Here is a 25,010-nt window from a genome sequence, read left to right on the forward strand (position 1 = left end):
CGGAGGCAACGCGCTTATTCCGCGTCATATGGAACCGTCCGCCTACTATCAGCGGGTCCGACACGAACCTGGGTACAATCAGCACACCGCCAAGTCAAACGTACTCTGTGAGCGATCCAGAGGGCCAGACGTTTAGCATTGCAGAGTATTTGGATGGCGAATTACTGAGGACATTCCAGGGAGTTGCCGGACAGGAGTACACCGCGACGATCCCATTTGACAAATGGCTCCGCACGTCTCTGAAACAGCACACGTTACGGATCAGAGCGACCGATAGCGCCGGGCTGTACTCCGACAGAATTTACACGTTTACACGGACAGATGACAGGATCGAGTTTGAACTTGCACAGCCGTTCCTGACGGACGCAAAGGCCAACCGGATTTTGTTTACTCTTGATGCAGTGATACCGACAGGCGCAAAGCTACAAGTCGAGGCGTGCAACAACGCTTTCGATGCCGTACCCACCTACGAGGACATCACAGGCCCAGTTTCAGCAGGGCGCGGGTACGTCTTCCAAAACACCACCAAAACGGCAGCAGATTGGGGCATCAATATCCGCGTTAAGATCATGAAAGGAACCGCGACAGAACCTGTCATCATCAACGGGTTTGGGGGTGCGTTTGACTGATGGAGATCAAAAATCCGAAAAGCATTAGCCAGATAAATCTGGAAAGGGACCTGCAGGGGATTAGTCCTGAACTGGTAGCGGCATATGAAGCGATAGCTTTATTGTCAGCAGAAGTTGATAGCTTGAAGGCTGAGATCGCCACCTTGAAAGGAGGTGGAGCATGATGGTCAAACAATACATGATCCCGGTGTACGCCTTACTGGTGAAGTCCGGTACCTGGGTGATTGAGCCGACCGGCGCCGCAGGTGAAAAGGTGGTGCCGGAAGCATACCGCGTCCCGGTAGCTGAATATCTGGCTGCACAAGAAGCAGCAGCGTAAACGCCTTTTCTCAGTTGATGAGAGAGGCGTTTTTTCATGGCAGCATGACCACAGCCCGCCCCGTGCCGAGCGGGGCATTCATTTTGCCCTGGGGGCGAGGAGGATGTAGCACATTGCGAGTTATACAAAGACTTGAACTTGAGAATATTGCAACCCAAGCAAACGCCATTGCAGCAGCGGTGGGGGCGGTATTGGCACCTGTGTTTCATTATTTTTACGGTACTGGCCGGACAGACATCCTGGTCGTCCTTTTGTTTTGCATCGCTCTGGATTGGATAACCGGTATCCAGGCAGCTAAGACAAAAGACAAAACGTACTCATCCGAATATGGTCTCAGCCGCATTCCACGGACCTTGTTTCTGTTGTCCCTGCCGGCCCTGGGCAACTTGCTGGACCGTGTTATGGGGACGCCGGGCTTCCTGTTCTACGGCGTCACGTTCGGCCTCATCTACCACACCTGGAACAGCCTGACGGCCAACGCAACACGAGCTGGATGGCCGGTGCCAAAGGCAGTCGCCAAGCTGGTGGAGTCCGAGATCAGAGCCAAGACTGATCGAGCCATGAGACAAAAGGAGGGCAAGTGAGATGAAAAGAGTTATTATGATCGACCCCGGCCACGGCGCCGAGACGCCTGGCAAGCGCTCCCCGGACGGTACGCTGCGGGAGTATGAGTTCAACCGAAATGTCGCCCGCCGTCTGGTGAAAAAACTCCAAACGTCCGGTTTCGATGCCCGCCTGACGGTGAACGATGACACGGACATGCCTTTGATTCAGCGCACGAACCAAGCGAGAGACGTGAAACGGCAGGGATACGACGTCCTGCTCGTCTCCATCCACGCCAACGCCGCAGGCGAAGGGTGGAGCACAGCGAATGGGATCGAGACGTACACGAACGACCAGGCGGAGAAGTTGGCGCAGATCATCCAGAGTCGTCTCATAGCGGAGACTGGCCTCCGGGATCGCGGCGTGAAGCGTGCTGACCTGCACATCACGCGCGAGAGCGCTCGTTACGGCATCCCCGGTGTGCTTTGCGAGCTGGGATTCATGACAAACAAAGATGAGTGCACGCTGCTGAAAACGGATGCCTACCGGGAGAAGTGTGCTGCCGCAATTGCGAAGGCAATCTGCGAGCACTACGGAGTGCCTTTCAAAACATCCACAGAAAGTCCACAACAAGCACAAAAGCCCGTGGATAAGGTTTCCATTGCGATTAACCTGTCGGTCCCAGGATACCTCCGCGACGGCGTATCCTGGCTGCCGATCCGCGCCGTGACCGAGGCAGTCGGTGGCAAGGTAGAGTGGTGCGCAACGACCAAGCAGGTCCGTGTAAACGGCAAAGACCTGACCGAGACCATCGAGGGCGGCGTTTCATATGCCCCTGCCCGTGAGCTGGCGACGGCGCTCGGCCTGCAGGTGGAATGGGACGCGAATAACAAAATGGTTACGCTGAAAGGAGTGCTGTAATATGGAATTTCTCACACAAGCCATGATGTTCTTCCAGGAGTGGGGCCCGGTAATCGCCCTGCTCCTTTTTGTTGCGCTAGCCATGGTTGCCGATTTGTTCCCGAAGCTGGCTTCGTTCATGCGCGAAGTTGAGCAGCGGTATCCGCGGGCATTGGATCATCTGCAACAGCGGCAGCAGTACGTCATTGACTGCTACGACAGGTTACCGGCGAGGATTAGGGCTGGCTTTGCGGTGATCGGTGGGAAGCGGGCGTGGTCCTGGTTGGTGAGGGCCGGATATGCTTATTTATTGCGTAAGAAACAAAAATAGATGCTCCCCTCCTTGGGCGACGGGGAGGGGATTTTTTTTGCACAAAATCACTTTTTCTCCTAACATATCCCAAAAGGCATGGTAAAATCGAACTATGCTAATAGGGGGGAGATAAAGTGTCAGATGAATGGCGTAGCAGACCAACCTTAATTGATAATTGGGACGATTCAATAGATACAGTAATGTCTCTCGATGAAAACGGTACAACGGACCTTGCTGGAATACGTAAACAAATTGCAAAAACTTTTCTAAACCCAAGTGCGATTACTGATAGATGGTTTACGATTACCGGAGTAGTTTTAAATAGAAATGACTTCCCGAATTTTCGAGACAAAATTGTATCGGTTAAACATGCGCATTGGAGCGACGGGAAGTATGAATACAAAACTGGAACTAAAAGGGTAGTTTTCCACTCCAGTGAAATAAGAAAGAAAGTTGGCCCTTTTAATCCTAAAGTGATTGATTATGAACAATTCATGACGGATATTTCTAGTCTTATTTCGGAAACTCCAGTAACGGTATACAGTGCTTCAATTGATAAATACAGACACGTGCTACAGTACGCTTATCCTTACCACGTATATACTTTATGCTTGGAGTTCATTATAGAAAGATACTGTAGACAGTTAAGAGCAAATGGTAAAACCGGAATGCTCTTACTCGAATCACGAGGGAAAAAAGAGGATGCTGAAGTACTAAAATTCTTAGTGGATTTTTTGGATCGAGGGAATCGTTATTACTCGGCAGATCAACTATCCTGTATAAAAGGGGTTTACTTCAACCCTAAGTGGAGTAGTTTATATAATGGGCAAGCATCATTTGTTACACTGGAGTTGGCAGATTTAATCTCATATCCCATCCACAAATACGTTAGAAGCAATGTAAAGGATAAAGCGTATGAGATCGTTGAAAAGAAATTGTTTAATCATCCATTCCCAGTTGGCTATGGATTAAAAACATTCCCCTAAAAAATAAAGCCGCCATCCGGCGGCCGTCCGGGCTAACCCCGAACCCTAATTTAAGTATACACCATTTTCGTAATTACGCAAGATGTATACAAGAACAATCGTTCCCGTTTAGCAATATTTTTATACCTCTCCTGGAAAAGGATGAGGTTTTTTATTTGCATTTTGGTCTTCTAAACGGATAAAATACAAACAAATGTTCCTTTTCGGTGATCCCATGAATCCTCAAGAACTGGTCCTTACCTGGCTCCTCTGGCACCAAGCAGTGCAGCCCTCAACGGATCGCTCCGAATGAGGGCATTTTTTTGCCTTTTTTCGCTTGTGCGAGGTATATTTGTTTGGTTTCACACAGCTTTTGCCTTACGATTCGATCAATTAACAAAATAGTTCTCTGATGAAAATCGTTTCAGTGTAAATTTTTGTCGTTTAATGACGAATAATATCATTTGTAATGTGCTAAAAATTTCCTTATTATACCTCTAAGAAAACACTAGTGGGAGCTGTACCTATGCGTGCGATAGGGGTAAGAGCCACAGCAACTGAAATATTCTATTCGGTTATAGAGGGAAGCACTGAAAAACCGGAAGTGCTTCATTTTCAAAAACTCATATTCCCCAAAGCGTTTACGATCGCCCAGGCACTTATTTGGTTGAGAGAACAGTTCATAAATATATGTGCGGAGTACGATGTGAAAGCTGTTTTTGTCCGAACGGCTGAGACTATCGGAAAACAAAATTTGAAATCAGTCGCTGATAGAGCAAGAGTGGAAGGGGTCATAATTGAGGCTGCAGCATCCACAGGCGCGGCTGTGGGCACTGGACCATTAAAAACAATCTCTTCATTGATAGGAGCGAAAAGCGCAAAGACTTATCTGGATAACGACGAATTTAGAGGGATCGATAATTGGGAGTCGTTGAATGACAAGTTCAGGGAAGCCTCTATTGCTGGTGTTGCCGCATTGAGTTTAATGGAGGAGTAAAATGAAAGTCATATCAAAAATAGAAGTCGAAAAGTTACAGCGGATAGGTGCAGATCAGGGGAGAAATTCCAGGGTATATCTGGCATACGACCCTCAATTAAATGGGACTATTGCTCTAAAAGAGATATCTGTAGCGGAACTGGAAGAAAGACAAGAAGAGTTTTTTGCCGAGGCTCAACGGCTATACGCTAACAAACATCCCCGAGTTGCCCCTATTCTTTATGCTTGTAAAGATGACCAATTCATTCGGATGGCGATGCCTTATTTTAAAAACGGATCTCTACAAGATATCCTTGAAAAGCAACCGTTAACCACCCGAAAAATTATCGAATGGAGCCAACAGTTTCTGACAGGGCTTCATTATGTACATATTAATGGTTTTATTCATTTTGACGTAAAACCTACAAATTTGCTTATTCATGACGATGGTTCTCTCATGCTAACAGATTTCGGGCAGACAAGGGAAACCGATGAGATGGGTGTAGCAAATAATCCGCGAATTTACACATGGCACCGAGCTCCGGAACAACTCATACAGCGTCGTTCAACATTGCTATCGGATATTTACCAGGCAGGACTTACATTATATCGGATGTGTAATGGGGAAAAATACCTTGATGCCCAAAAAAGCAAATATTTAACACCTGAAGGTTTTTTTGACAAATTTGCTTTTATCCCTGCATTGCAGGAAGGAAAATTTCCGGACAGACAAAAGTTCTTGCCCCACGTTCCAAGCAGGTTGCGCCGCGTGATAAGAAAATCGTTAAATGTCGATCCTGCGAGTCGATACCAAACTGCTTTGGAGCTTGCTCTTGCCTTGGGACAAGTTTCAGAGCTACTTGACTGGCAGTATGAAGAAACAGAAATCGGGGTAAAATGGACAGAAAATACTATAACCCACCAGAACGAAATTGAGATATTATTTAATGATAAGGATAACAAGTGGCATGTGCAAGGAAGGGTTGTTAACCTTGCTAACTTCTCAAGCCGTAAGAAAAGTGCATGGTGTGGAGGACCTTTTAGGTCATTCAAGCTCGCCGAAAAGTATGTCGATGGACTATTTAGGGAAATGGAGGGGAAGAAAAGGTGAAAACAGTTTGTCCATACTGTGGTACATCTTTTGTCAGGCACCCTCGGGCTGTATTAGCCAACCAATTTTGCAAAAAGTGCATTAATGAACGAGTAAATCACGATGGTAAAGGGAAATATCCACGTGATTATTTGTTTACTATTGATAAAGATGGATATAGCCAATTTGAACCGATTGATTTCACAGTATAAAGCTTCCTCGATAAGGAGGCTTTTTATTTGCGTGTTCGCTTCCTATCCAAACAAAAACCCCGCCTGATGACGGGGGACTGAACTATTTGCTCAACTTGTAGAGCATATACTGGTTCAAACTTACACCTTCCAATTGTGCCTCGACAGCAAGCTGCCGGTGTAGAGACTTCGGCATACGCAGGTTGATCTTGCCGCTGTACTCCTCTTGCGGTTCCGGGATCGGGTCGCCATGTTCCAACTTGACTTCTAACCAACCGCGCTTTGCTTCTTCTAGGTTATGGAGCAACTCCTCAACCGTCTCGCCATGTGACTGGCAGCCGTCCAATTCCAGGTATGTTCCGTAGTAGTAGCGACCAGATTCGTCGTCCATCGGTTTAATGACAAGCGTGTAGGGTAGACTGAGGTAATAATTCAGGTCTTTGTTTGCCATATTTATTCGGCAGAGGTTATGATTAGGATGGAGAAGGGAGGCGGCTACCTCCCGATTCTCCTCAAAACATCTTTGACATACACCGCCTTGATGGGGTTGTGATTAGGTATCGTGATCAAGTCGCCTTTTCGGTTGCGGAAGTGGTGGTGTGAACCGGACACCCTCACTTCTATGTAGCCGTGGTGCTCAAGGACTTTGGCGATTTCACGGAATCTTACTCCATTGGGGCGGTGTATCATCTTTTCAATGATCTTTTCAACCCCTGCCATCACTTCCCTCCTTTCATCTTTATAGTACCATATATAGTACCATAAATCAAGCTGTTTGGTAGAAAATCCTTTTTAATGCGCCTCTTTGTCTTGATAACAGAACAGGTGTTCTTGTAAAATACAAACAAATGTTCTTGTTTGGAGGTGCCATCATGGCTTTGCTTATTGACGAAACCACACTTGTGAAACGTCCTGATGTCGACGAAGACGAACTGATGGAGTATGGCTACATGATCACGGAGAGTCAGAAAGAGGGTAAAACCGTCACCGTGCGCTGGTGGCATCCAGTGAAGGTCAAAGAGAAGCTTGGGGAGATTCGAGAAGTGACCGGAGTGGTAAGGAAAATCGACACATCGAACCGTCGTATTCGGGTGGAGAACATGGGCGACAGCGTGTGGATTGATGTGGCGAAGATTGTTCGCGTGTCTACAAACTGAGGTGGGGGAGATTGCGATGAAGTCAGTCAGCAAGATAGACAACCTATTTGCAGCCAGTCGTTTTATACTGCCGGAACACCGGGAGCTGTATCTGCGGATCAAAGAGGAAGAGAACCTTGTGCCTATGCCAACATTTGAGGACGATGAGTTGGCCGAATTTAGTTACCAGATATACGCTTCTACGCAGCGCGACTACGCCGTTACAGTACGTTGGTGGGAACCGTTTCGGAATGACCTTGGCACGATCAAAGAAATGTGGGGATGGGTGCAGCGGATAGATGCAGTGCATAGGCAGATTAAGCTAGTCAATGACGAGGGCTTCCAGTGGATCGATATCGAAAAAATAACGAAGGTTTCTAAGGTGAACGTTTCCCTGTAATTACCTCAAGTATTGCTTGAGAATATTGCTACAATTATATCGGTGATGGAAAATGTTCATATCCCCGATGCTGCTCGAACAAGTCGACGCACCGTTTTCGGACGATCAATACATTTTTGAACCTAAAATTGACGGCCACCGCCTGATCCTGTCGCGCATCAATGGTGTAACAAAACTATACACCCGGCACAACAATGATGTAACCGCAAAGTATCCCGAACTAATTTCGGACGGACCCAACGTGATTCTCGACGGAGAAGTCGTAGTCCTTGATCCGGAAACAGGATATCCTGATTTCGAATTAACAATGCAACGGTTCCAGTCGAAGAGTGCGCAGCTGCCGGTATCTTACGTTGTGTTCGACATCATGCGGTATCAGGACACTGATCTCCAAGGCCTCCCATTATTAGAGCGCAAATCCTTCCTGGATCGTGCGGTAACCGATTCACCCACGGTCTGCAAAATCGCCTATGTAGACGGTCGTGGCGAAGACTTGTATCAAGCGATCGTAGCGCGGAAGATGGAAGGGGTCGTCGCCAAACGAAAGGACTCAGCATATGCACCTGGCAAGCGTGTTGATACCTGGCTTAAAATCGTCAATTATTCGTATGCCAACGTGTATATCACAGGATACCGAAAAGGTGAATTCGGCTGGCTCGCGTCAATATACGGAAACGACGGCCGGCTGCGGCCAGCTGGCATTATCGAACTCGGTGTGCCGCCTGCACATAAAACTGCTTTCCGTAGCGTTTGTGGTGCGATAATTACAGGCGAGGACCGAGACTATGTTTATCTCGAACCGAAAATAACAGCGCGTGTTAAATTTCGCAATTGGACACGAAAAGGAATGCTACGCTCGCCTGTATTTGTCGATTTTGTCCTCATCGAATGAACTAGATGGGGTTTTTCTTTTGATAGCATCGGTTATGATGGTATTGAGGTGAAAGACATGTGCGGAAGATTTTCTCTTTTTGCGAATCCACTTGATTTCATGAGCGAATTCGAGATCGACCAGCTACCTTTCGACTGGAATCCACGATACAACATCGCTCCTGGCCAGATGATTCCGGCTGTTATTGCCGATGGCGGGAAGAGAAGAGCCGGGCAGCTCCGTTGGGGCCTTGTTCCGTCGTGGGCGAAGGATGAGAAAATTGGCTATAAGATGATAAATGCCCGGGCTGAGACGTTGCAGGAGAAGCCCGCATTCCGCCGGCTGTTTGAAAAGAAACGTTGTATAATTCCTGCTGATGGGTTCTACGAGTGGAAGCAACTGGATAAAGGCAAGCAGCCGATGAGAATCACCCTGAAAGACGACGGACTGTTTGCCTTTGCTGGCCTATTTGATACGTGGACGAGTCCAGCAGGTGAGAATGTCCATAGTTGCACGATTATCACCACAAAGCCAAACGAGTTGGTTGCAGAAATCCATGATCGAATGCCGGTCATCCTGAAAAAAGAGGATGTAGGGACCTGGCTTGATAGAGAGAGGTATGACACTGATCTGCTGCAGTCTTTGCTTGTCCCGTATGACGCCGAACAGATGATGGCATACCCTGTCGCTTCCACTGTAAATAGTCCGAAAAACGATCTGCCCGAATGTATCGAGGAGGTTCCCTGGCAGTAGCCAAAACCTCCCAAGCTTCGCCAAAGGATTCGACAAGCCCCATGCTGAAATAGGCATGGGGTGATTTTATGGCCGTAAAGAATCGTCTAAAAGAAATCAGGTATGATCATCGAATGAATCAGATGCAGTTTGCAGAATACCTTGGCTTAGCCCAGCAACAATATAATCGATACGAAAACCAAGTGCGGCAACCGACTTTGGAGATTGCTTTACTGATCAGCGAGAAGATAGGCCGGCCAGTGAACGAAATTTTTTACATAGAATAATACTGGACAGGCAATTTTTACACCAATTTGGAGTATACTGTACCATCAAAGCAAAGGAGATGGTGCAGATGTGGGTTGTACATCAACGTATGGCGGAGCTGTGGGTACTGAATAAGCGCCGACCACTGAAAGACGATGAAATGACCGAATTTTGCCACTGTATGGATGCGCATGTTAATCGGGCTTGGCAGATTGCGAAGCTCAAGAACTTGTCGTTGCTGGCGCATATGACAAATGATACGGAGTGGCAGCACGAACTTTGTGCAAAACTTGAAAAATTAACGAGATAATGGTTACTTAATGAAATCTACCGTGACCCGTGGAAAGAGCAAAGATTCGCGTGGGATTAACTGGAACTAGGAAGAGGCGGGTTTCCGCCTCTTCAGTTCGTTTTCAATGAGATAATCTCGGCGGGCACTCGTCTACCTGGACCACCAATTGATTCACCAGTGACGTCTACGATAATTTCGGAGAAGAGAGTTTGCATGATCAATTTTTTGTGATTTGGTTCAAGGAAGGACCAGTTCTCTTTCAGGCTTTTGGCTACTTCCATGACTTCGTTGGGAGATAACTTGGCTTGTTGCTTATCCAATAAAGGTCCAGCCATAAGTTGTTGACGAATGGTTTCCTCTCGTTCGTTTTCTTCTTGCATACGTTGTTTGAGATCGTCTAACGAAATTACATCATTCGCAAAAGCCATCTGCCATTTCTTTTTTCGCTTCTGGATGTCTTCCAGTTCTCTTTCGAGATAGCTTACGTCCATCTTTCGGTTGTTGCAGCGATTGTGGCCTCAATATTTATTTCATTTCTCCACGAACCATCAATAAGAACGTCAATTTTATCGAGCAATAATTTTTCGATAGTATCTTCAGCTATTATAGGAAGATTGCAAACACCAAGTGCAAATCTCCCTCTGCATCGATAGAAGCGATAATTTTGACGTTTTTGCTTTTTTTCTCCGCCGTGAAGTCGGTTTCCGCATCTTGAACAACGGAGTATACCAGTAAAAGGAAAGCAAACATGGGTTTTTTCTTTGTTTTTTGCGCGTTTTTCCGCTATTTGTAGCACTGCTTCCTGATCTTCAGGGGAAATCAATGCCTCGTGTTGCCCCTCAATAATGATCTCTTGTCTTGTCTTTTTTCCGCTTGATTGTCGGTAGTTCCATCTCATATGTCCGGAGTAAATGGGGTTTTCGAGGATGTATCGAACGGTGTACTCTGCCCACAGGGCTCCGTTTCTGGTGCGGAGTCCTTCCTTGTTCAATTGCTTAGCGATATATCGTTGTCCATGTGTTTTATACATATTGAATATTCTGTGGACTACTGCAGCCTCTGGCTGGTAAATTACTAACTTCCCATTCTCCAAGCGGTATCCATACGGAGCTTCGCCGCCATTCCATCCGCCCTTACGGAAGTTCTTTTCCATACCCATCTTTACGCGCTCGGCCAGGTTCTCCCGCTCCCATTGAGCAATTGAAGCAACCAAGGTGATGAAGAATCTGCCCATAGCTGAGGTGGTGTCATAAACCTCCGTTGCAGATTTGAACATGACCCCGTGCTTATCGAGGTGATTCATCACCTCATATAGATCCAACACGCTCCGAACAAGCCTGTCCAACCGATAAACGAGAACAACGTCGAACTTTTTATGCTCGCAGTCCTTCAACAGTCGTTGCATGGCCGGCCTCTGCAGATCCTTGGCGCTGTACAGACACGCGATATTCCGATGTCTCGGGCATCATATTGCCTTTTTTTCAATCCTCCATCTCCATGTGATTAATGAAATGATATCGAGCTGAAGTTATTTTCACAGAAAAATCCTTCCCGAGTAAACAGTAAAGGGAGTCCTTTTCACGGTCTACTCAGAAGGGATAATATCAAATAAAGAGGACTTTTCAGATAAACTGCATAAAAAAACTACCGAATCGCTAAACTCTGCCATCCTCAAGAAAGTAATTGCTGTATAAAAAGGCTATGGTTGTAGCGTGTCTCATTTCGTCTGTCATTGCTTCGAAGAAGATGTTTCGCACATGTGGATCGTTTGTCCCTAAGTACACCTTTTGATAAAAATCGGCAGCCTCTTGCTCGTCATCAAATGCTTTTTTCAGTCCGGAAACATACTCGGTGGGAAGTGCGCCAGGAACTACTTGCGGTTCTTGGCCTGTCAAACGACGGTACAAATTCGAAAAACTAACGATATGCTCCAGTCGTTCGTCTCCGCCGATTTGTTCGATATAACGGCGATGATCAGGTGGTGCCAATTTTGCTAATTGTTCATAATACCTAATGGCTTCGTACTCACCTTGTATAGCTTTTTGCAATTGCTGCAAAAGGTTGTAATATTGTCTTTGATCGTACACCATATCAGCCCCTTGAAAGTTATCACTGTAGGCTATTCACATTAGGCTGACGTTGTCTTAGACAAAAGCCTACGTTATATAAAATTTTATTTATTTACAGGAGCGAAGCCTATAATTTTGGGGCTCCGCCCGGCGCAGCGTTAGCTATTGCCGGGTGGGTTTTCTTAGGTTGGCTCTTATTGTTTTCTTCCATGTTTTCTAAAACTCACTGGCAAGTTGGACATGTGGGTAATCATATTGTCATACAAAAGGTATTTCGCAGGAAAAAGGGAGGAAACATGCACGAAATAGGTTTAATGACGGAAATCATGTCCATTGTGCACAGTGCAGCGAAGGATGCCGGAATCAATAGCGTAGAAAAAATAAAGGTTGTCATTGGTAAAGAACTGATGGTGTTTCCCGATGCACTGCAATTCGCTTTCTCCTGTTTAAAAAGACAACCATGTACCGAATTTACCATACTGGAAATTGAAAGCCGTCATGGTCTGGAGTTTTATGTAGATTATTTGGAAGGGGATTAAGCGATGTGAGCCAACGGATTAACCTTCAACAACAAGTCTTCCAAGGGAACCAAAGATGGGCGGAACAAAATCGCTCCATGTTTCAGCAGCACTCATTGCTTGTAGTAAATATCATTGGCTCTCCGGGTGCAGGGAAAACCACTTTGTTGGAAAGCATGGTTCCTCTTTTACAAGACAAGGTCCGTATGGCAGTGATTGAAGGGGATGTGGAAACGACATTTGATTCGGAAAGAATAGCTGCATGTGGTATCCAGTCAGTTCAAATCAACACATTTGGGGCATGCCATCTCGATGCAAAGATGATCTCATCTGTTGCTGAACACTTCTCGCTCTCTGCCTTGGACATTTTGGTCATTGAGAATGTTGGAAATTTGGTATGTCCAGCCGAGTTTGACTTAGGAGAGGGAATCCGTGTCGTGGTTTTAAGTACGGCCGAGGGGGCGGACAAAGTACGGAAGTATCCAACCGTATTCCAACGTGCACATGCAGTAGTGCTTAACAAGATTGATCTATTGCCTTATGTACGTTTTGATTTGGAAGCATTTCGCAAGAATCTCCTGTGTTTACATGAGAATGTTAAACTTTTTTGTGTATCCGCCACCAACAGTGAGGGGGTTGACTCATTCTGTGACTGGTTGTTGGTCCAACAGGGAAAGTGTACATGAGAGAATAAGGTTACGTGTTCAAGGAATTGTACAAGGAGTTGGATTTCGGCCATTTGTATACCGTTTGGCAAGTACGAATGGGTTGGGAGGATATGTATGTAATCAGTTGGGAGAAGTCATCATCGAAATTGAAGGAGAAAGCTTACATATTCAGCAATTTGTTCATGACCTGCGAACAAGCTTGGCTGCCCCTGCTCGGATTACAAACGTAAACCAAGAAAAAATGGCGCCTTTAGGAGAACGGTTTTTTCGCATAACAGAGAGTGAAAACTTCGGTAAAAGCAAGGCAGTTTTTCCAGCTGATTTGGCCATTTGCAACATGTGCTTAAACGAAATAGCAGACCCTGACAGTCATTTTTTTCAGTACCCATTTACAAGTTGTACCTATTGTGGTCCTCGTTTCTCCATTATTCAAACGCTTCCTTATGACCGGAAAAATACAACCATGTCTGAATTTCCCCTTTGTGAACGTTGCAGCGCCCAGTATCATGACCCCCACAACCGAAGGTTTCATGCTCAAACGATCGCTTGTCCGGGGTGTGGTCCACAAATGATTTTTACTGCCAATGCTTCCACCCCCGCTTCAACAGACTGGTTGAAAACAGCTGATAATGCCATAAGCAATGGACAAATTCTCGCAGTTAAAGGGATCGGTGGTTTTCATCTTATGTGTGATGCAACACAAGAATCTGCGATTGCAAGATTGCGGGCAAAAAAACGCAGATTGCGAAAGCCATTTGCGATCATGGCGAAAGATATGGAAACGATTGAATCCTATTTTGACGTAAACGAGCGGGAACGTGAAGTCCTGAAAAGCAGACATGGTTTGATTCTTCTGCTAAGACCAAACACTGCCGGAGAACAACTGTTGCCAGTAGAACAACTCGCACCTGGTTATCAAAGACTGGGAGTGATGCTGCCATACAGTCCTCTGCATCACTTGTTGTTCTCTGTTGACCGCAAATTCATGGTTGCAACAAGCGGCAACAGAAACGGTCAGCCAATTGCACTCACGAATTTGGATGCACGTACTCAATTGAAGGATATCGCGGACGCCTTTTTGTTGCATAATCGTGACATTCAGATTCGAGTGGAAGATTCAGTTGGCCAAATGGTAGACGGAAGTCTGCAAATGTTACGGCGATCCAGGGGTTTTGTTCCCGAGCCGATCCCCTATCCGATTCCTTCAGGGTTGTATTCCGTTCCGGTGGTTATGGGCGCAGGAGCTGAATGGAAAAATACATTTTGCCTTCTGGATTCCGAACGAGCTATTCTGAGTCAGCACATTGGTGAATTTGATTCCGAGGAGCAGCTTGTTGTGTGGAGAGAGTCGGTTGTTCACCTTTGCCGGCTTATGAAGATGACGCCGACCATTCTCGGATATGACCCTCATCCGAATTATCTGGTGTCTGAGGAAGCAACTAAACGAAAGTCGTTTGTGCATAAAATACCTGTTTATCACCACCATGCTCATATGGCATCCTGCATGGCGGAAAATCAGCTTGTAAATCCCGTTATCGGTTGCATTTTAGACGGCACGGGATACGGAACGGACAATCGTATGTGGGGATTCGAGATTTTGATTGGAGACTTCGTTCACTTTGAACGAAAAGTGCATGTAGAACCTTTCATGCTGCCTGGCGGTGAAGCCGCTATCAAGAAGCCGTGGATGACGGCTGTGTCTCTCCTTACTCAGGCGATGACAGATGAACCCGATAAGCTGCAAGAGTTATGTCAGACGTTGTTTTCCCCTTATATGGACTGCTTTCCCGCCGTATGGGCGCAATTAGACGGCAGACTTCCATCACCGCTCGTCAGTAGTGCAGGCAGATTGTTTGACGGTGTGTCCGCCATGCTGGGTCTTTGCTTCGAGAATTCGTATGAAGGGGAAGCCGCTATGCTGTTGGGGGAACATGCTGAAAGGTTTGCCCACCTGGCGGGAGATTTCAGTAGGGAGGAAGCGTATTATCCATTTGTCTTGGAGAATGGACAATGGAATATAGCAGGAGTGCTGCGAGGAATTGTATCAGATCTGGCCCAAAAGGCAGCTGCTGAACAGGTAGCCTGGAAGTTTCATCAAACCGTCGCGGAAATGGTTATTTCCGGTGTGGTCGAATCGCATGAAAAAACGGGTATACGTGATGTGGTACTAAGCGGCGGCGTATGGGGAAACAGACTGCTTTCTTCGCTTACAGCCAGTAAATTAAGGCGATTGGGGTTTCAGGTTTATTCCCATCAAAAAGTCCCTCCAGGAGACGGCGGAATATCACTGGGCCAGGCAGTCATTGCTCTTTGGAGGTGGGTCAATCATGTGTCTGTCGGTGCCTGCGCAGGTCATTGAAATTGAGCCTTCCGGCTGGAAAGCAAGGGTTGACTATTTGGGCAGTGTGGTTGTTGTCGGTATCGCACTGCTTGAAAATGTGGAGCTGGGACAATATGTTTTGGTGCATGCCGGTGAGGCGATCCAGTTGATTGACATGGAAACTGCTCTGGATGGTATTGCTTTATGGAAGGAGATGATTGATAAGACATGAATATTCTAACCTACAGGGACGGGGAACTGTTTCAACAACTGTGTCAGAAAATGATTCCCTTTCTGCAAGCATATACCCACAAAATGGGGAGAAAGTTTAGGTTTATGGAAGTATGCGGAACCCATACCGTTGCATTTTCAAAAACTGGGGTAAGGGAAATCCTTGCCCCCTATGTTGACCTGGTGAGTGGTCCGGGTTGCCCCGTTTGTGTCACCGCACAGACCGACATGGATCAAATGATCGCTTATGCCAAAGAGAAAGATGTGATTGTGGCTACTTTTGGTGACATGATGAGGGTTCCCGGGTCGGACTCCGATCTGTCGCGGGAAAGAGCGGACGGGGCAGATGTCCGGGTCGTGTATTCAGCCTCTGGTGCGGTAGAGATCGCTAGTCAAAACCCGAAAAAACAGGTCGTTTTTTTAGGGGTTGGATTTGAAACGACAGCTCCGGGAGTTGCCCTTGCGATCCAAAAAGCAAGCAGAGAAAGAATAAAAAATTTTTTTGTTTTCTCCGCTCACAAATTGACCCCCCCTGCTGTACGTGTGTTAATTAACGATTCGGAACATCAGTTGGATGGCTTCCTGCTCCCCGGTCACGTCTCGGTCATTATTGGCCGGGCAGGTTGGACATTTCTTGAAGAATCAAACCAAACAGCGGTTATTGGGGGCTTTGAACCCATTGATTTGCTTACCTCCATTTATTTACTCGCGACAAACATGATGTCGGGGAAACCATGCGTATTAAATCACTACCCAAGAATAGTAAGGGAAAAGGGGAACCAGAAAGCGCAGGCAGTTTTGCACGACGTGTTTCAGGTCGCTCCGGCAACTTGGCGAGGTTTTGGAGAAATTCCACAAAGCGGGCTTGCCATTCACAAACATTATCGTTCAATTGATGCGACCGAAACGATCCCCATACAAAAACCGATTACGAGAACGGTAAAAGGATGTCGTTGTGGTGAGGTCATCAAGGGAAAAGAAACTCCCTTCCAATGCAGATTATTTGGCACAGCATGCACGCCGGAAAAACCGATTGGCCCATGTATGGTGTCGTCGGAAGGCACCTGTGCCACCTATTATCTGTTTGAGGAAGAGAAAGAGTTGGTGAAACCGTAAAATGGTTGAAAAGATATTGCTCGCACATGGCGATGGAGGAAGCTTGACCGATCAGCTTGTGAAAGATATTTTTCGGGCAGTGTTCCGGGATGATTCGTTGGATGCTGAAGAGGATGCGGCATTGGTATACACATCCTCCAGATTCATGCGTATGAGTACTGACACCTTTGTTATTCATCCTCTCGTGTTCCCCGGGGGAGATATAGGGAAACTAGCCGTGGCGGGAACCGTTAATGATTTGGCTGTGTGCGGTGCAAAACCGGAATATCTCAGCGTTGGGTTCGTTTTGGAAGAAGGATTGGAAGTCTCCTTATTGAGGCGGATCGTTGAATCAATGGCGGAAACGGCAAACATAGCAGGAGTACGTATCGTAGCCGGGGATACGAAAGTTGTTGAAAAGGGAAAAGGTGATGGAATTTTCATCAACACCACGGGCATTGGCTTTGAGGAATCCCCCGGCCGATTACACATTCGCCATATTAGACCCGGAGATCGTGTCCTGATAAATGGCGGAGTTGGTGAACATGCTGTAGCGGTTCTGGGAATACGTGCGGGTATTCAATTTTCTCACGCCCTTGAAAGTGACTGTTTCCCGCTTAACAAGATGATTGAGGAAGTGTTGAAACGATTTGATACGGTTCGTTTTATGCGTGATCCCACCCGAGGAGGTGTTGCCACCACCTTGAAGGAAATCGCCGAGATGGCGAAGGTCAATATTACCATTTTCGAAGAGCAAATTCCGGTAAAACCCGAAGTAAAGGGCGCTTTAGAGATATTGGGTATGGAACCGTATTATTTGGCGAACGAGGGCAAAGTAATCCTGATCGTGGCTGAACACGAGGCGGACAGTATCGTCTCATTCCTTCGAGAATTTCCGGGACAGGAAATAGCTTGTGAGATAGGGTACGTTGCGGAAGGAGCAGGTCACGTCCTGCTCAAAACGCCCTTTGGGGGCACAAGAAATCTCAAACGGCTTGCAGGCACGCCGTTGCCGCGAATTTGCTAAATATCAAGGAGGAATGAATCATGTGCAAACATAATCCCGATTTTTCGGAACTGAAAAGTATGATCCTGGAGTTGCGAGGCTCGGTGGAATCGGTCCAGAATCAACTTATGCAAGTCCCCCCTTCTGTACAGGGTATTACTCAATATATTCATACATTAACGGAAGAATTTGAACGCTTGATCGAAATCATGGAACAACACGACCATCCGAACACAGACAAAGTGACTGTAACCAAATTTACCTAATTCATTGTTCACTCAAGTTTTGCTCCATGAATAATATGGCCCAGAAACTATAGGAAGGGGCCCTCGACCAATGAATCAGCGAGAGTATCTACTGCGACAAGCCGAACTTATTTTTTCTGAACTTAACTACCTTATTCGTCTTCTTTATCATACAGAGGACTATTATCAAAAAAATTTACTGCTTAATCAAGTGTGGAATAAAATTTCACAACTTCAATTCATACATCAGCTAATCGTTTATCACTTGCCGCCTATCCCCGCTCTTGTCCCTGCTCCACCTGTGCCAACTGTTCCGATTCAACCGATGCAACCCGAAATACCTCGGGCAATTCCGCCAAACGTTTTCACACGTGATCAGTTGGCGCGATTTAATGGAAAAAATGGCAATCCCGCTTACGTTGCTGTAAATGGAATGGTTTACGATGTAACAAATCATAAGGGCTGGTCGGCAGCCACCCATTTTGGATTGACGGCAGGAAAAGACCTGACAAAAGAGTTTGCTTCTTGCCATGCCGGCCAGCAATGGATTCTTGGTACGTTAATTCCAGTAGGGAGGCTTGTTTGATGCAACAAGAATACGTGCTGCCACCTGAGCCTGTTTCCAACGAGGCTATCGCCAAGCGATTGACCGACGCCGCAAGAGCAGAGATCCATTCAGGAAGACTGCAAAAGAAGAATTTCGTTTGGCTGGAGTTGACAGGATGTTCGGGCAACATCATTTCGATGATGAACGGCACCAATCCTGATTTAGAATACGCCATTACCTCAATGGTCAACTTAGTCTACAGCAACAGCTTGATGGCCGCCGAAGGCGAAAAGGCGATTGAAAAACTTATGGAAGCCTTGCAGGGAGAGTTCATTTTGGCAGTAGAAGGTGCAGTTGCCTTACGGAACAATGGACTGTACCATGTGATCGGCAACTGGCAAGGGCAACCGTTAACGGCCCTGCAGGCTGCGAAAATGTTGGGTGAAAGGGCATCGCATGTCATTGCCGTTGGGGCCTGTGCCACACACGGAGGGCCCTCTGCCGCAAAGCCAAACCCGGCGCAATGTGTCGGCTTGCAAAGCGTTCTTGACCGGAAAGTGATACAGCTTCCAGGATGTCCTTGTCATCCGGACTGGTTTTTGGGGACACTTGCTCATTTGTTAATGTACGGTGAGCCGGAAATGGACAATTTGAACCGACCCCTCATGTTTTACAGCACGTCATTGCATGACCGATGTCCGCGCAAACATTTTTTTGATAAAGGCATTTTTGCCAAAACGTTGGGAGAGCCGACGTGCCTGTTTAAATTAGGATGCCGAGGTCCGGTCACACGTATCGACTGTCCTACACGCCTATGGAATGGGTATGTGAGTTGGCCAATAGAGGCGAGCACCTGCATCGGTTGCAGTCAATTCGGCTTTCCTGATCAAATGGCACCCTTTGTGGTGTATGACATTACAAGGGAGTAACGCCGATGGCAAAACGAATTGTGATTAACCCGGTAACGCGCATCAGCGGTTTCATGGAAATTGACGTAATGGTGGAGAATCAATTGGTCGTCGATGCAAAAACAAAAGGGAATTTTTTTCGCGGCTTTGAACAGATGATGGTAGGTAGAAATCCTTTTGATGCCATTTACCTGACGCAACGAATTTGTGGGATTTGTTCCACCGCACATTCCACTGCTTCATCGGTTGCTTTGGAAGATGCCTTGCAAATTCAGGTGACTGAGATCGGGCGATACGTACGTGACATCATCCACGGGTGCGAGTTTTTGCAGAACCATCTTCGTCACTTTTATCAATATACCATCCCTGATTTTGTAAAATTGCCTGAAGTAAGTTCCATCTATCAAGCGGATCACACTGATTTTCGCCTCCCTAAAGAAGTGAACGACAGGATCGCAAAAAATTATTTCAGCTCTTTCGAATTTAGTCGTCTTGCCCACCAAATGCTTGCTGTATTAGGAGGCAAGGTACCTCATAATCACGGTATTTTCGTGGGTGGGTACTCTATGCCTCCCACTGCGGATAAAATCATTAAAATGAAGTCGATTCTTCAGAAAATTTCCGACTTCATCAATCAGTTTGCTCTTCCTGATGTTTACGACATTGCCCGTTTCTACCCAGACTATTTTACATTAGGAAAAGGGCCGGGCAATCTTCTTAGCTACGGCGCGTTTCATCGTTACAAGAACCTCGGCACGTTGTATGTGGAGCCGCTTGTGTATATCGGGGGAAAGACAGAGAGTTTTGATCCTAATTTCATTACTGAAGATATCGGGTATTCCTGGTATGCAGGGAAATCTACATATAAACCGTTGGAGACAATGCCGGAACCTGAAATGGAGAAAAAGCATGGTTATTCTTGGGTAAAGGCTCCTCGATATAAGCTGCTCCCCTTTGAGGTAGGGCCACTGGCAAGACTTTGGTTAAGTGGCGACTATCGCAAAGGAATTTCGGCTATGGATCGCACCATTGCCCGTGTTTTGGAGGCTCAAAAAATTGCGAAGATCATAGGTGTTCTCTTAGATCAAGTGATACCGAATCATTCCGTGCAACAAGAATGGCAATTGCCGGAATCAGCAGTGGGGGTTGGCCTCGTAGACACAACACGCGGGTCTTTAGGGCATTGGTTAAAGCTTGAGCAAAAATTGCTCTCTTTTTATCAAATCATCACACCCTCTGCCTGGGATTTTTCAAGTCGCGACACCAATAACATACCTGGAACTGCGGAGCAAGCACTGATCGGAACGCCGATTGCCAATACCGAACAACCGGTTGAGTTGGGGAGAATATTACGTTCTTTTGACCCATGCATGTCATGTGCCACCCATGTTTACATGCCGGGAAAAGAACCGAAGACAATTCAGGTGTTTGGATGAAAAAGATAGTGGTCATAGGGATTGGCAATATATTAATGATGGATGACGGAATTGGGGTATATTTGGTTGAGGAATTAGCGAAAAGTCTTCCTTTGCCCAATGTTGAATATGTTGTCGGCGAAACCGATTTGGACTACTGTATGGAAGTAGCTGTGAGAGCTGATACATTAATTGTGATTGATGCTGTTGTAACAGGAAAACAAGCAGGTACCGTATCGCGGTTTTCTTTACAGGAGGGACTCTTAATGGATAAGGGGATATCCATGCACAGTCTTCATTTTCTGGATGAACTGGTGCTTTCCGATCACCCGAGAGAACGTTTATTAATCGGAGTGGAGTCTGCGGAGATCAAATTCAATATCGGACTAAGCTCAACGATGCAAGAGAAATTTTCCGATACTTTGTATCGTGTTGCTGAGATGATAAAAGACATGGTTTTAACATCAAAATAAACAAAATTTGTAATTTTTGATATGTAACCGGACGAGAAGCCCGAAGAATTTCGTTCTCCATTCGTGTGTTATCACAATTAAACGGAATGATCCAATTTACGATCCTAAAAAGGGTCGTTTTTTCATAAATAATCGGAAAAACGTGTTCCGAGAAAATGAGGAGAATTACAGGAGGTTTATTATGGAGACAAGTTTGTTATCTATTCTAGCTTTGGGATTTGTTCTTGGAATCAAACACGCGATTGAGCCAGACCATGTAATAGCCGTATCTACTGTTGCTAGTCAAAGCAAAAAGTTATTGCGTTCCTCTCTGGCTGGAGTGTTTTGGGGGATTGGTCATACTGCAACCTTATTTATTATCGGGATAGTGCTTATTCTTATGAACGGTAAAATGCCAGAGAATTGGGCTATGTCCTTAGAATTCATCGTAGGAATTATGCTTGTTTATCTTGGAATTACCAGTCTTCTTTCTTTCAAAAATTTCCATGTACATGAGCATAAACAAGATGCAGAGGTACATAAACATATTCATTCCCATAAACATAATGATGAACACGAGCATAAGCACCAACATAAAGATACTTCTTATAGGAAATCAATGGTAGTTGGCTTAGTGCATGGATTAGCAGGAAGTGCCGCTATGGTTCTTTTGACAATGAGTACAGTAAAAAGTGCTTGGGAATGTGCAATTTATATCCTTGTATTTGGTGCAGGCACTGCAGTTGGTATGCTTTTCTTTACTACAATAATTGGGCTTCCGTTTGTTCTTAGTGCAAAAAAAGTAAATATCAATAAAACCTTTACTCAAATTACTGGTGTACTTAGCACAGTATTTGGTATCTATTACATGTACAATTTAGGAGTTACAGAAGGATTGTTCAAACTATGGTTTGATTAACATGACTTGATGAGTGTTTCTAACGCCTGATTTTATTTTTGCCAAAATCATTCTGTGAATGGTTTCTTCGATCCCTCAGTAATAAGAGGGGGAGATAGTCTGAGGTATGTTACCATATACTGTACGCATTTTGCACGTCACCCTAGGGTTTAGGATTTCCAGGGAATGGAAGGAGGAAATGCACCATTCACGAGTGATCTTAAAGTAACGAACAAAAGGAGGAGTAACGATGATGTTACTCCTCCTTCGTCATTTTATTGCAATTGTCGACGCGCTACATCGGGAACCGCTCATCTACCTCCCAAGATTCCACTATTCTGTGAGCTGTGTGTTGATCATATCCCTGTCCCATCAGGTAGGCAATTGCAGCTACCTCTGTCATTGCGTGCCTAAACCCTGTTCTTCTTGCTTCGCGAAGTCCATATTCTACCCATGGTCGCACGCGGCTTAGTACACGATGCGGGGATACCATCGGTCTCATATAAGGGGCACAAGCATCAGAATTGGACTCCATGGAATAATAGCGAGAGCTGCTCATCGGTAAATCAACCTTCTTTTTTTTGATCCATACAGCGTATGAATCAGTGACGATCGGTGAACTAGACTACCGACCTTATTTGGCAATCGCTTCTGGGGTAGTTAACAAATATGTCAATCGTTTTATATTTACAATTTGTCAACGCCGACTTTATTTTGACCCACCATCGCCGGTTTAGAACTGACCCACCCGGCGATTTTTTGTTGGTTAGGTGGTAGAGGGGGAGCCGTAGGCTCCAGTCCTCATTTTTTCACGAAGTCGGTAACTATTCCCCCTAATGTTGACGATGTGGGAATGGTGTAAGAGTCGATCCAGAATAGCTGTAGCAAGTATCGGATCGCCCATCAGTTCCCCCCATTCACCGAAACTCTTGTTGCTGGTCAACAGAATACTCCCTCTCTCGTATCTTGCACTTACTACCTGGAAAAAGAGGTTAGCTGCCAAACTGTCAAACGGTAAGTAGCCAATCTCGTCAATAACGAGGAGCTTTGGTCGAATATAGATACGGATGCGTTTATCCAGCCTGTTTTCCGCGTAAGCTTTTCGCAGATCCTCGATGAGATGCGATAGACTGACAAAGTAAACGGATATCCCTTGCGAGATGGCTTCTACAGCCAACGCCACCGCCAGATGACTTTTTCCTACTCCGGGAGGCCCTAAGAACAAGACATTCTCGTGTCGGGTTACGAAAATCATCGTAGCCAACTCTCGAATCAACCGTTCGTCAATGCTGGGTTGGAAAGCAAAATCAAAATCCTCCAGCGTTTTTCGGTAAGGCAAGTGTGCGAGTTTGGTGCGTACCTCCATATTCCGTTTTTGACGTTCCGCTATCTCTGCATCTAGAAGCATGTTGAGAAAGGACAGATAGGTGGGCTGTCCATGACTTGCCGCTTCCAAATGGGCATCCAAGAGTAGAGCCGCTTGCTGAAGCCCAAGTTCCTCGAGACGTAGCCGTGCCTGTTCCAGTTCGATCATGCTCCCACCCCCGTCAGCTGCTCATAGACATCCAGCGAACGCACTTCCACTTGCTGCGATGAAATCTGTCGGGCTTGCGGACGTGGATAGGCATATCCTTGAGCAGTCGTAAGACCTGCATACTGGTTTTCACAAAAAACAGTTGCACGGGATCGATAGACCTTTTGGTGTCGAGCAATACATGTGCCGTCGGCCCAGATTTCCACCCACCCATTCACTTCTCGCACGGTTACCTCACGTCCACTGTACCTCCATGGAACCCCATATCGTACACCATCGTAGCTAACAAATCCGTCTCGGCTGACCTGTCTCGGTTCATGCAAGTATTTTTCCCATCGTTCAGCTGAAGGGATAGGCGACAGATTTTCCTCACGGAGTCGGTCGATGGGACGTTCGCCGGTTGTTCCATGAATACGGCGGTTAATCCGTTCGCACCAGTGAAGGGCTTGTTGATTGAGATCCTGTAAATCAACGAAGCGTTTGCCAGGAAGAAAGTTGTTTTTTACGTATTGAACGCCGCGTTCCACTTTCCCCTTTGTTTCGGGGCGTTACATACTTTTGGAACAAGCCCAATCGCCGCAGCAAAGTCGGCAAAAAGCGGATGCCAGCGAGGTTTTCGATCATCTCCCATGCCAAGTACGACTGTTTTCATCTGATCGGTCAACATCACTTTGGGGATACCCCCAACGTATTCAAATGCATGAATCAGGCAGCGCAAAAAGCTGTGGATATCACAACGCTTGGTAAATTCAATATAGGTGGTACGAGAGTACCCCAATACCATGACAAATACCGGCACTTTTCGGACCGTACCGTCCAGATCTACATAATCACACAGTCCCCAGTCAACCTGGGCGTATTCACCAGGTTTCGTCTCGTAACGAAGAACAGCGGGAACTTGTTTGGGAGGACGGAAGTCCTTCACATAGTCTTTCAGGATGGTACGCCCTCCGGTGTATCCCTCTTCTCGTATAAGCTCGAATAAAACCTCGCAGTTATAGATACCTTCTTGAAGCCGTTCCTGCAGGAACGGTTTGAATGGATCAAGCTTGGAACCACGAGATTTCCGTGTTTCCTTTTCGAGGCTGAATTCCCCCCTGAGATACCGACGAACAGTATTTCGAGAATGCCCGGTTTGACGAGCGATTTCACGAATGCTCTTGCCTTCTGCCCTCATGGTATGTAACGATATCACTATCCCACTCCTTAGCATGTGTCTCCCTCCGAAAATTAACTTGGCCGTTAATACCGAAGGGGATATATTCGCTAAGGGTGGGTCATTTTCATTCCGGCGAACCCGGGTCAATTATATCCCGGCGGTGACACAATTTAACCGAATGTGAATACCTAACCAAGAAATCAATCGTAATTGAAAGGTTGTCTTTTTTATTTATCAGTAAGCGTCAAATCCTGCACACCTATGAAGCGGCTTTGGCCGATGAGATAATCTTCCTCAGAATGAAGCGAGGAGGATTTTTTT

At 46.2% G+C, this 25,010-nt stretch carries 33 protein-coding genes and 1 pseudogene; 27 read left to right on the forward strand and 7 right to left on the reverse strand.

Annotation, left to right across the window (positions count from 1 at the left end; all coding sequences use genetic code 11):
- The 9 genes from HGBM_RS24500 to HGBM_RS28485 all read left to right on the forward strand — a co-directional run.
- On the forward strand, positions 1 to 629 hold a 629-nt coding region (locus HGBM_RS24500; protein WP_019123716.1), incomplete at its 5' end, for a hypothetical protein.
- Positions 629 to 793, forward strand: a complete 165-nt coding sequence (locus tag HGBM_RS30575) for a hypothetical protein (protein ID WP_019123717.1) — start codon at positions 629 to 631, stop codon at positions 791 to 793. The genes HGBM_RS24500 and HGBM_RS30575, both read left to right, overlap by 1 nt.
- Entirely contained in the window at positions 790 to 948 is a 159-nt protein-coding gene (locus HGBM_RS31165) for a CD1375 family protein (protein ID WP_019123718.1), read from the forward strand. The genes HGBM_RS30575 and HGBM_RS31165 overlap by 4 nt, the downstream gene beginning before the upstream one ends.
- Before the next feature lie 113 nt (positions 949 to 1,061).
- Positions 1,062 to 1,532, forward strand: a complete 471-nt coding sequence (locus HGBM_RS24515) for a phage holin family protein (protein WP_019123719.1) — start codon at positions 1,062 to 1,064, stop codon at positions 1,530 to 1,532.
- Position 1,533: 1 nt separating this feature from the next.
- Positions 1,534 to 2,412 (forward strand): N-acetylmuramoyl-L-alanine amidase, encoded by an 879-nt coding sequence (locus tag HGBM_RS29160; RefSeq protein ID WP_019123720.1) that lies wholly within the window; start codon positions 1,534 to 1,536, stop codon positions 2,410 to 2,412.
- A 1-nt stretch (position 2,413) separates the two neighbouring features.
- Entirely contained in the window at positions 2,414 to 2,722 is a 309-nt protein-coding gene (locus tag HGBM_RS24525) for a hypothetical protein (RefSeq protein ID WP_019123721.1), read from the forward strand.
- A gap of 116 nt (positions 2,723 to 2,838) precedes the next feature.
- Positions 2,839 to 3,690, forward strand: a complete 852-nt coding sequence (locus HGBM_RS24530; RefSeq protein ID WP_019123722.1) for a DUF3800 domain-containing protein — start codon at positions 2,839 to 2,841, stop codon at positions 3,688 to 3,690.
- 505 nt (positions 3,691 to 4,195) lie between these two features.
- Complete coding sequence (locus HGBM_RS24535; RefSeq protein ID WP_019123723.1) at positions 4,196 to 4,666, forward strand: hypothetical protein; 471 nt, start codon at positions 4,196 to 4,198, stop codon at positions 4,664 to 4,666.
- A 1-nt stretch (position 4,667) separates the two neighbouring features.
- The gene (locus tag HGBM_RS28485; protein WP_019123724.1) at positions 4,668 to 5,756 is read left to right on the forward strand and encodes a serine/threonine-protein kinase; all 1,089 of its coding nucleotides are present in this window, start codon (positions 4,668 to 4,670) and stop codon (positions 5,754 to 5,756) included.
- Between the two features lie 273 nt (positions 5,757 to 6,029).
- On the opposite strand, the gene HGBM_RS24545 is transcribed toward HGBM_RS28485, so the two are convergent.
- The gene (locus HGBM_RS24545) at positions 6,030 to 6,377 is read right to left on the reverse strand and encodes a type II toxin-antitoxin system HicB family antitoxin (RefSeq protein ID WP_019123725.1); all 348 of its coding nucleotides are present in this window, start codon (positions 6,375 to 6,377) and stop codon (positions 6,030 to 6,032) included.
- Between the two features lie 44 nt (positions 6,378 to 6,421).
- Positions 6,422 to 6,646 (reverse strand): type II toxin-antitoxin system HicA family toxin, encoded by a 225-nt coding sequence (locus HGBM_RS24550; RefSeq protein WP_019123726.1) that lies wholly within the window; start codon positions 6,644 to 6,646, stop codon positions 6,422 to 6,424.
- Between the two features lie 152 nt (positions 6,647 to 6,798).
- Between HGBM_RS24550 and HGBM_RS24555 the strand changes: the two genes are divergently transcribed.
- The 6 genes from HGBM_RS24555 to HGBM_RS24580 all read left to right on the forward strand — a co-directional run bounded on the left by HGBM_RS24555 (position 6,799) and on the right by HGBM_RS24580 (position 9,642).
- The gene (locus tag HGBM_RS24555; RefSeq protein ID WP_019123727.1) at positions 6,799 to 7,083 is read left to right on the forward strand and encodes a YolD-like family protein; all 285 of its coding nucleotides are present in this window, start codon (positions 6,799 to 6,801) and stop codon (positions 7,081 to 7,083) included.
- Positions 7,084 to 7,099: 16 nt separating this feature from the next.
- Entirely contained in the window at positions 7,100 to 7,462 is a 363-nt protein-coding gene (locus HGBM_RS24560) for a YolD-like family protein (RefSeq protein ID WP_019123728.1), read from the forward strand.
- Between the two features lie 52 nt (positions 7,463 to 7,514).
- On the forward strand, positions 7,515 to 8,354 hold the full coding sequence (locus HGBM_RS24565) for an ATP-dependent DNA ligase (protein ID WP_019123729.1): 840 nt from the start codon (positions 7,515 to 7,517) through the stop codon (positions 8,352 to 8,354).
- A gap of 57 nt (positions 8,355 to 8,411) precedes the next feature.
- Positions 8,412 to 9,086: an SOS response-associated peptidase gene (locus HGBM_RS24570; protein WP_019123730.1), complete on the forward strand. Its 675-nt coding sequence runs from the start codon at positions 8,412 to 8,414 to the stop codon at positions 9,084 to 9,086.
- A gap of 68 nt (positions 9,087 to 9,154) precedes the next feature.
- On the forward strand, positions 9,155 to 9,352 hold the full coding sequence (locus HGBM_RS24575; RefSeq protein ID WP_019123731.1) for a helix-turn-helix transcriptional regulator: 198 nt from the start codon (positions 9,155 to 9,157) through the stop codon (positions 9,350 to 9,352).
- 68 nt (positions 9,353 to 9,420) lie between these two features.
- The gene (locus tag HGBM_RS24580) at positions 9,421 to 9,642 is read left to right on the forward strand and encodes a DUF7667 family protein (RefSeq protein ID WP_019123732.1); all 222 of its coding nucleotides are present in this window, start codon (positions 9,421 to 9,423) and stop codon (positions 9,640 to 9,642) included.
- 92 nt (positions 9,643 to 9,734) lie between these two features.
- Here the strand turns inward: HGBM_RS24580 and HGBM_RS28490 are convergent, their stop codons facing one another.
- The 3 genes from HGBM_RS28490 to HGBM_RS24590 form a co-directional block, all read right to left on the reverse strand.
- Positions 9,735 to 10,115 carry a hypothetical protein gene (locus HGBM_RS28490; protein WP_019123733.1) on the reverse strand — a complete coding sequence of 127 codons (381 nt, stop codon included), beginning with the start codon at positions 10,113 to 10,115 and terminating at the stop codon, positions 9,735 to 9,737.
- Positions 10,106 to 11,071: a recombinase family protein gene (locus tag HGBM_RS28495; protein WP_315969984.1), complete on the reverse strand. Its 966-nt coding sequence runs from the start codon at positions 11,069 to 11,071 to the stop codon at positions 10,106 to 10,108. The genes HGBM_RS28490 and HGBM_RS28495 overlap by 10 nt, the downstream gene beginning before the upstream one ends.
- 208 nt (positions 11,072 to 11,279) lie before the next feature.
- Positions 11,280 to 11,711: a ferritin family protein gene (locus HGBM_RS24590; protein WP_161605098.1), complete on the reverse strand. Its 432-nt coding sequence runs from the start codon at positions 11,709 to 11,711 to the stop codon at positions 11,280 to 11,282.
- A gap of 278 nt (positions 11,712 to 11,989) precedes the next feature.
- On the opposite strand from HGBM_RS24590, the gene HGBM_RS28500 reads away from it, so the two are divergent.
- The 12 genes from HGBM_RS28500 (at position 11,990) to HGBM_RS24650 (ending at position 22,017) form a co-directional block, all read left to right on the forward strand.
- Positions 11,990 to 12,232, forward strand: a complete 243-nt coding sequence (locus tag HGBM_RS28500; RefSeq protein WP_019123736.1) for a hydrogenase maturation nickel metallochaperone HypA — start codon at positions 11,990 to 11,992, stop codon at positions 12,230 to 12,232.
- Positions 12,233 to 12,237: 5 nt separating this feature from the next.
- Complete coding sequence (hypB, locus tag HGBM_RS24600) at positions 12,238 to 12,897, forward strand: hydrogenase nickel incorporation protein HypB (RefSeq protein ID WP_019123737.1); 660 nt, start codon at positions 12,238 to 12,240, stop codon at positions 12,895 to 12,897.
- Positions 12,806 to 15,238 carry a carbamoyltransferase HypF gene (gene hypF, locus HGBM_RS28505; protein ID WP_245553070.1) on the forward strand — a complete coding sequence of 811 codons (2,433 nt, stop codon included), beginning with the start codon at positions 12,806 to 12,808 and terminating at the stop codon, positions 15,236 to 15,238. Before hypB ends, hypF begins: the two co-directional genes overlap by 92 nt.
- Positions 15,207 to 15,431, forward strand: coding sequence for a HypC/HybG/HupF family hydrogenase formation chaperone (locus HGBM_RS24610; RefSeq protein WP_019123740.1), 225 nt, complete (start codon positions 15,207 to 15,209; stop codon positions 15,429 to 15,431). The genes hypF and HGBM_RS24610 overlap by 32 nt, the downstream gene beginning before the upstream one ends.
- A complete protein-coding gene (gene hypD, locus HGBM_RS24615; protein WP_019123741.1) occupies positions 15,428 to 16,546 on the forward strand; it encodes a hydrogenase formation protein HypD in 1,119 nt (372 codons plus the stop codon). Before HGBM_RS24610 ends, hypD begins: the two co-directional genes overlap by 4 nt.
- A gap of 1 nt (position 16,547) precedes the next feature.
- Positions 16,548 to 17,552 carry a hydrogenase expression/formation protein HypE gene (gene hypE, locus HGBM_RS24620; protein ID WP_019123742.1) on the forward strand — a complete coding sequence of 335 codons (1,005 nt, stop codon included), beginning with the start codon at positions 16,548 to 16,550 and terminating at the stop codon, positions 17,550 to 17,552.
- A 20-nt stretch (positions 17,553 to 17,572) separates the two neighbouring features.
- Complete coding sequence (locus tag HGBM_RS24625; protein ID WP_019123743.1) at positions 17,573 to 17,797, forward strand: hypothetical protein; 225 nt, start codon at positions 17,573 to 17,575, stop codon at positions 17,795 to 17,797.
- A gap of 70 nt (positions 17,798 to 17,867) precedes the next feature.
- Positions 17,868 to 18,362 carry a cytochrome b5 domain-containing protein gene (locus tag HGBM_RS24630; RefSeq protein WP_019123744.1) on the forward strand — a complete coding sequence of 165 codons (495 nt, stop codon included), beginning with the start codon at positions 17,868 to 17,870 and terminating at the stop codon, positions 18,360 to 18,362.
- A complete protein-coding gene (locus HGBM_RS24635; RefSeq protein ID WP_019123745.1) occupies positions 18,362 to 19,252 on the forward strand; it encodes a hydrogenase small subunit in 891 nt (296 codons plus the stop codon). The genes HGBM_RS24630 and HGBM_RS24635 overlap by 1 nt, the downstream gene beginning before the upstream one ends.
- A 5-nt stretch (positions 19,253 to 19,257) precedes the next feature.
- Positions 19,258 to 20,667 (forward strand): nickel-dependent hydrogenase large subunit, encoded by a 1,410-nt coding sequence (locus HGBM_RS24640; protein ID WP_019123746.1) that lies wholly within the window; start codon positions 19,258 to 19,260, stop codon positions 20,665 to 20,667.
- Positions 20,664 to 21,119, forward strand: coding sequence for a hydrogenase maturation protease (locus HGBM_RS24645; RefSeq protein ID WP_019123747.1), 456 nt, complete (start codon positions 20,664 to 20,666; stop codon positions 21,117 to 21,119). Before HGBM_RS24640 ends, HGBM_RS24645 begins: the two co-directional genes overlap by 4 nt.
- 181 nt (positions 21,120 to 21,300) lie before the next feature.
- On the forward strand, positions 21,301 to 22,017 hold the full coding sequence (locus HGBM_RS24650) for a HoxN/HupN/NixA family nickel/cobalt transporter (RefSeq protein WP_019123748.1): 717 nt from the start codon (positions 21,301 to 21,303) through the stop codon (positions 22,015 to 22,017).
- A gap of 745 nt (positions 22,018 to 22,762) precedes the next feature.
- Here HGBM_RS24650 and istB read toward each other — a convergent pair.
- Together istB and istA are read right to left on the reverse strand one after the other, a co-directional pair.
- Positions 22,763 to 23,530, reverse strand: coding sequence for an IS21-like element helper ATPase IstB (istB, locus tag HGBM_RS24655; protein WP_019123749.1), 768 nt, complete (start codon positions 23,528 to 23,530; stop codon positions 22,763 to 22,765).
- Positions 23,527 to 24,743: pseudogene (istA, locus tag HGBM_RS28510) on the reverse strand (IS21 family transposase). Before istA ends, istB begins: the two are co-directional and overlap by 4 nt.
- Positions 24,744 to 25,010: the final 267 nt, after the last annotated feature.

The sequence above is a fragment of the Brevibacillus massiliensis genome (assembly GCF_000311785.1).
Classification (GTDB): Bacteria; Bacillota; Bacilli; order Brevibacillales; family Brevibacillaceae; genus Brevibacillus_C; species Brevibacillus_C massiliensis.

Coding starts and splice junctions, on each gene's coding strand:
- HGBM_RS30575 (WP_019123717.1), top strand. CDS start 629: ATGGAGATCAAAAATCCGAAAAGCATTAGCCAGATAAATCTGGAAAGG.
- HGBM_RS31165 (WP_019123718.1), top strand. CDS start 790: ATGATGGTCAAACAATACATGATCCCGGTGTACGCCTTACTGGTGAAG.
- HGBM_RS29160 (WP_019123720.1), top strand. CDS start 1,534: ATGAAAAGAGTTATTATGATCGACCCCGGCCACGGCGCCGAGACGCCT.
- HGBM_RS24525 (WP_019123721.1), top strand. CDS start 2,414: ATGGAATTTCTCACACAAGCCATGATGTTCTTCCAGGAGTGGGGCCCG.
- HGBM_RS24535 (WP_019123723.1), top strand. CDS start 4,196: ATGCGTGCGATAGGGGTAAGAGCCACAGCAACTGAAATATTCTATTCG.
- HGBM_RS28485 (WP_019123724.1), top strand. CDS start 4,668: ATGAAAGTCATATCAAAAATAGAAGTCGAAAAGTTACAGCGGATAGGT.
- HGBM_RS24545 (WP_019123725.1), bottom strand. CDS start 6,377: ATGGCAAACAAAGACCTGAATTATTACCTCAGTCTACCCTACACGCTT.
- HGBM_RS24550 (WP_019123726.1), bottom strand. CDS start 6,646: ATGGCAGGGGTTGAAAAGATCATTGAAAAGATGATACACCGCCCCAAT.
- HGBM_RS24555 (WP_019123727.1), top strand. CDS start 6,799: ATGGCTTTGCTTATTGACGAAACCACACTTGTGAAACGTCCTGATGTC.
- HGBM_RS24560 (WP_019123728.1), top strand. CDS start 7,100: ATGAAGTCAGTCAGCAAGATAGACAACCTATTTGCAGCCAGTCGTTTT.
- HGBM_RS24565 (WP_019123729.1), top strand. CDS start 7,515: ATGTTCATATCCCCGATGCTGCTCGAACAAGTCGACGCACCGTTTTCG.
- HGBM_RS24570 (WP_019123730.1), top strand. CDS start 8,412: ATGTGCGGAAGATTTTCTCTTTTTGCGAATCCACTTGATTTCATGAGC.
- HGBM_RS24575 (WP_019123731.1), top strand. CDS start 9,155: ATGGCCGTAAAGAATCGTCTAAAAGAAATCAGGTATGATCATCGAATG.
- HGBM_RS24580 (WP_019123732.1), top strand. CDS start 9,421: ATGTGGGTTGTACATCAACGTATGGCGGAGCTGTGGGTACTGAATAAG.
- HGBM_RS28490 (WP_019123733.1), bottom strand. CDS start 10,115: ATGGACGTAAGCTATCTCGAAAGAGAACTGGAAGACATCCAGAAGCGA.
- HGBM_RS28500 (WP_019123736.1), top strand. CDS start 11,990: ATGCACGAAATAGGTTTAATGACGGAAATCATGTCCATTGTGCACAGT.
- hypF (WP_245553070.1), top strand. CDS start 12,806: ATGTTAAACTTTTTTGTGTATCCGCCACCAACAGTGAGGGGGTTGACT.
- HGBM_RS24610 (WP_019123740.1), top strand. CDS start 15,207: ATGTGTCTGTCGGTGCCTGCGCAGGTCATTGAAATTGAGCCTTCCGGC.
- hypD (WP_019123741.1), top strand. CDS start 15,428: ATGAATATTCTAACCTACAGGGACGGGGAACTGTTTCAACAACTGTGT.
- hypE (WP_019123742.1), top strand. CDS start 16,548: ATGGTTGAAAAGATATTGCTCGCACATGGCGATGGAGGAAGCTTGACC.
- HGBM_RS24625 (WP_019123743.1), top strand. CDS start 17,573: ATGTGCAAACATAATCCCGATTTTTCGGAACTGAAAAGTATGATCCTG.
- HGBM_RS24630 (WP_019123744.1), top strand. CDS start 17,868: ATGAATCAGCGAGAGTATCTACTGCGACAAGCCGAACTTATTTTTTCT.
- HGBM_RS24635 (WP_019123745.1), top strand. CDS start 18,362: ATGCAACAAGAATACGTGCTGCCACCTGAGCCTGTTTCCAACGAGGCT.
- HGBM_RS24640 (WP_019123746.1), top strand. CDS start 19,258: ATGGCAAAACGAATTGTGATTAACCCGGTAACGCGCATCAGCGGTTTC.
- HGBM_RS24645 (WP_019123747.1), top strand. CDS start 20,664: ATGAAAAAGATAGTGGTCATAGGGATTGGCAATATATTAATGATGGAT.
- HGBM_RS24650 (WP_019123748.1), top strand. CDS start 21,301: ATGGAGACAAGTTTGTTATCTATTCTAGCTTTGGGATTTGTTCTTGGA.
- istB (WP_019123749.1), bottom strand. CDS start 23,530: ATGATCGAACTGGAACAGGCACGGCTACGTCTCGAGGAACTTGGGCTT.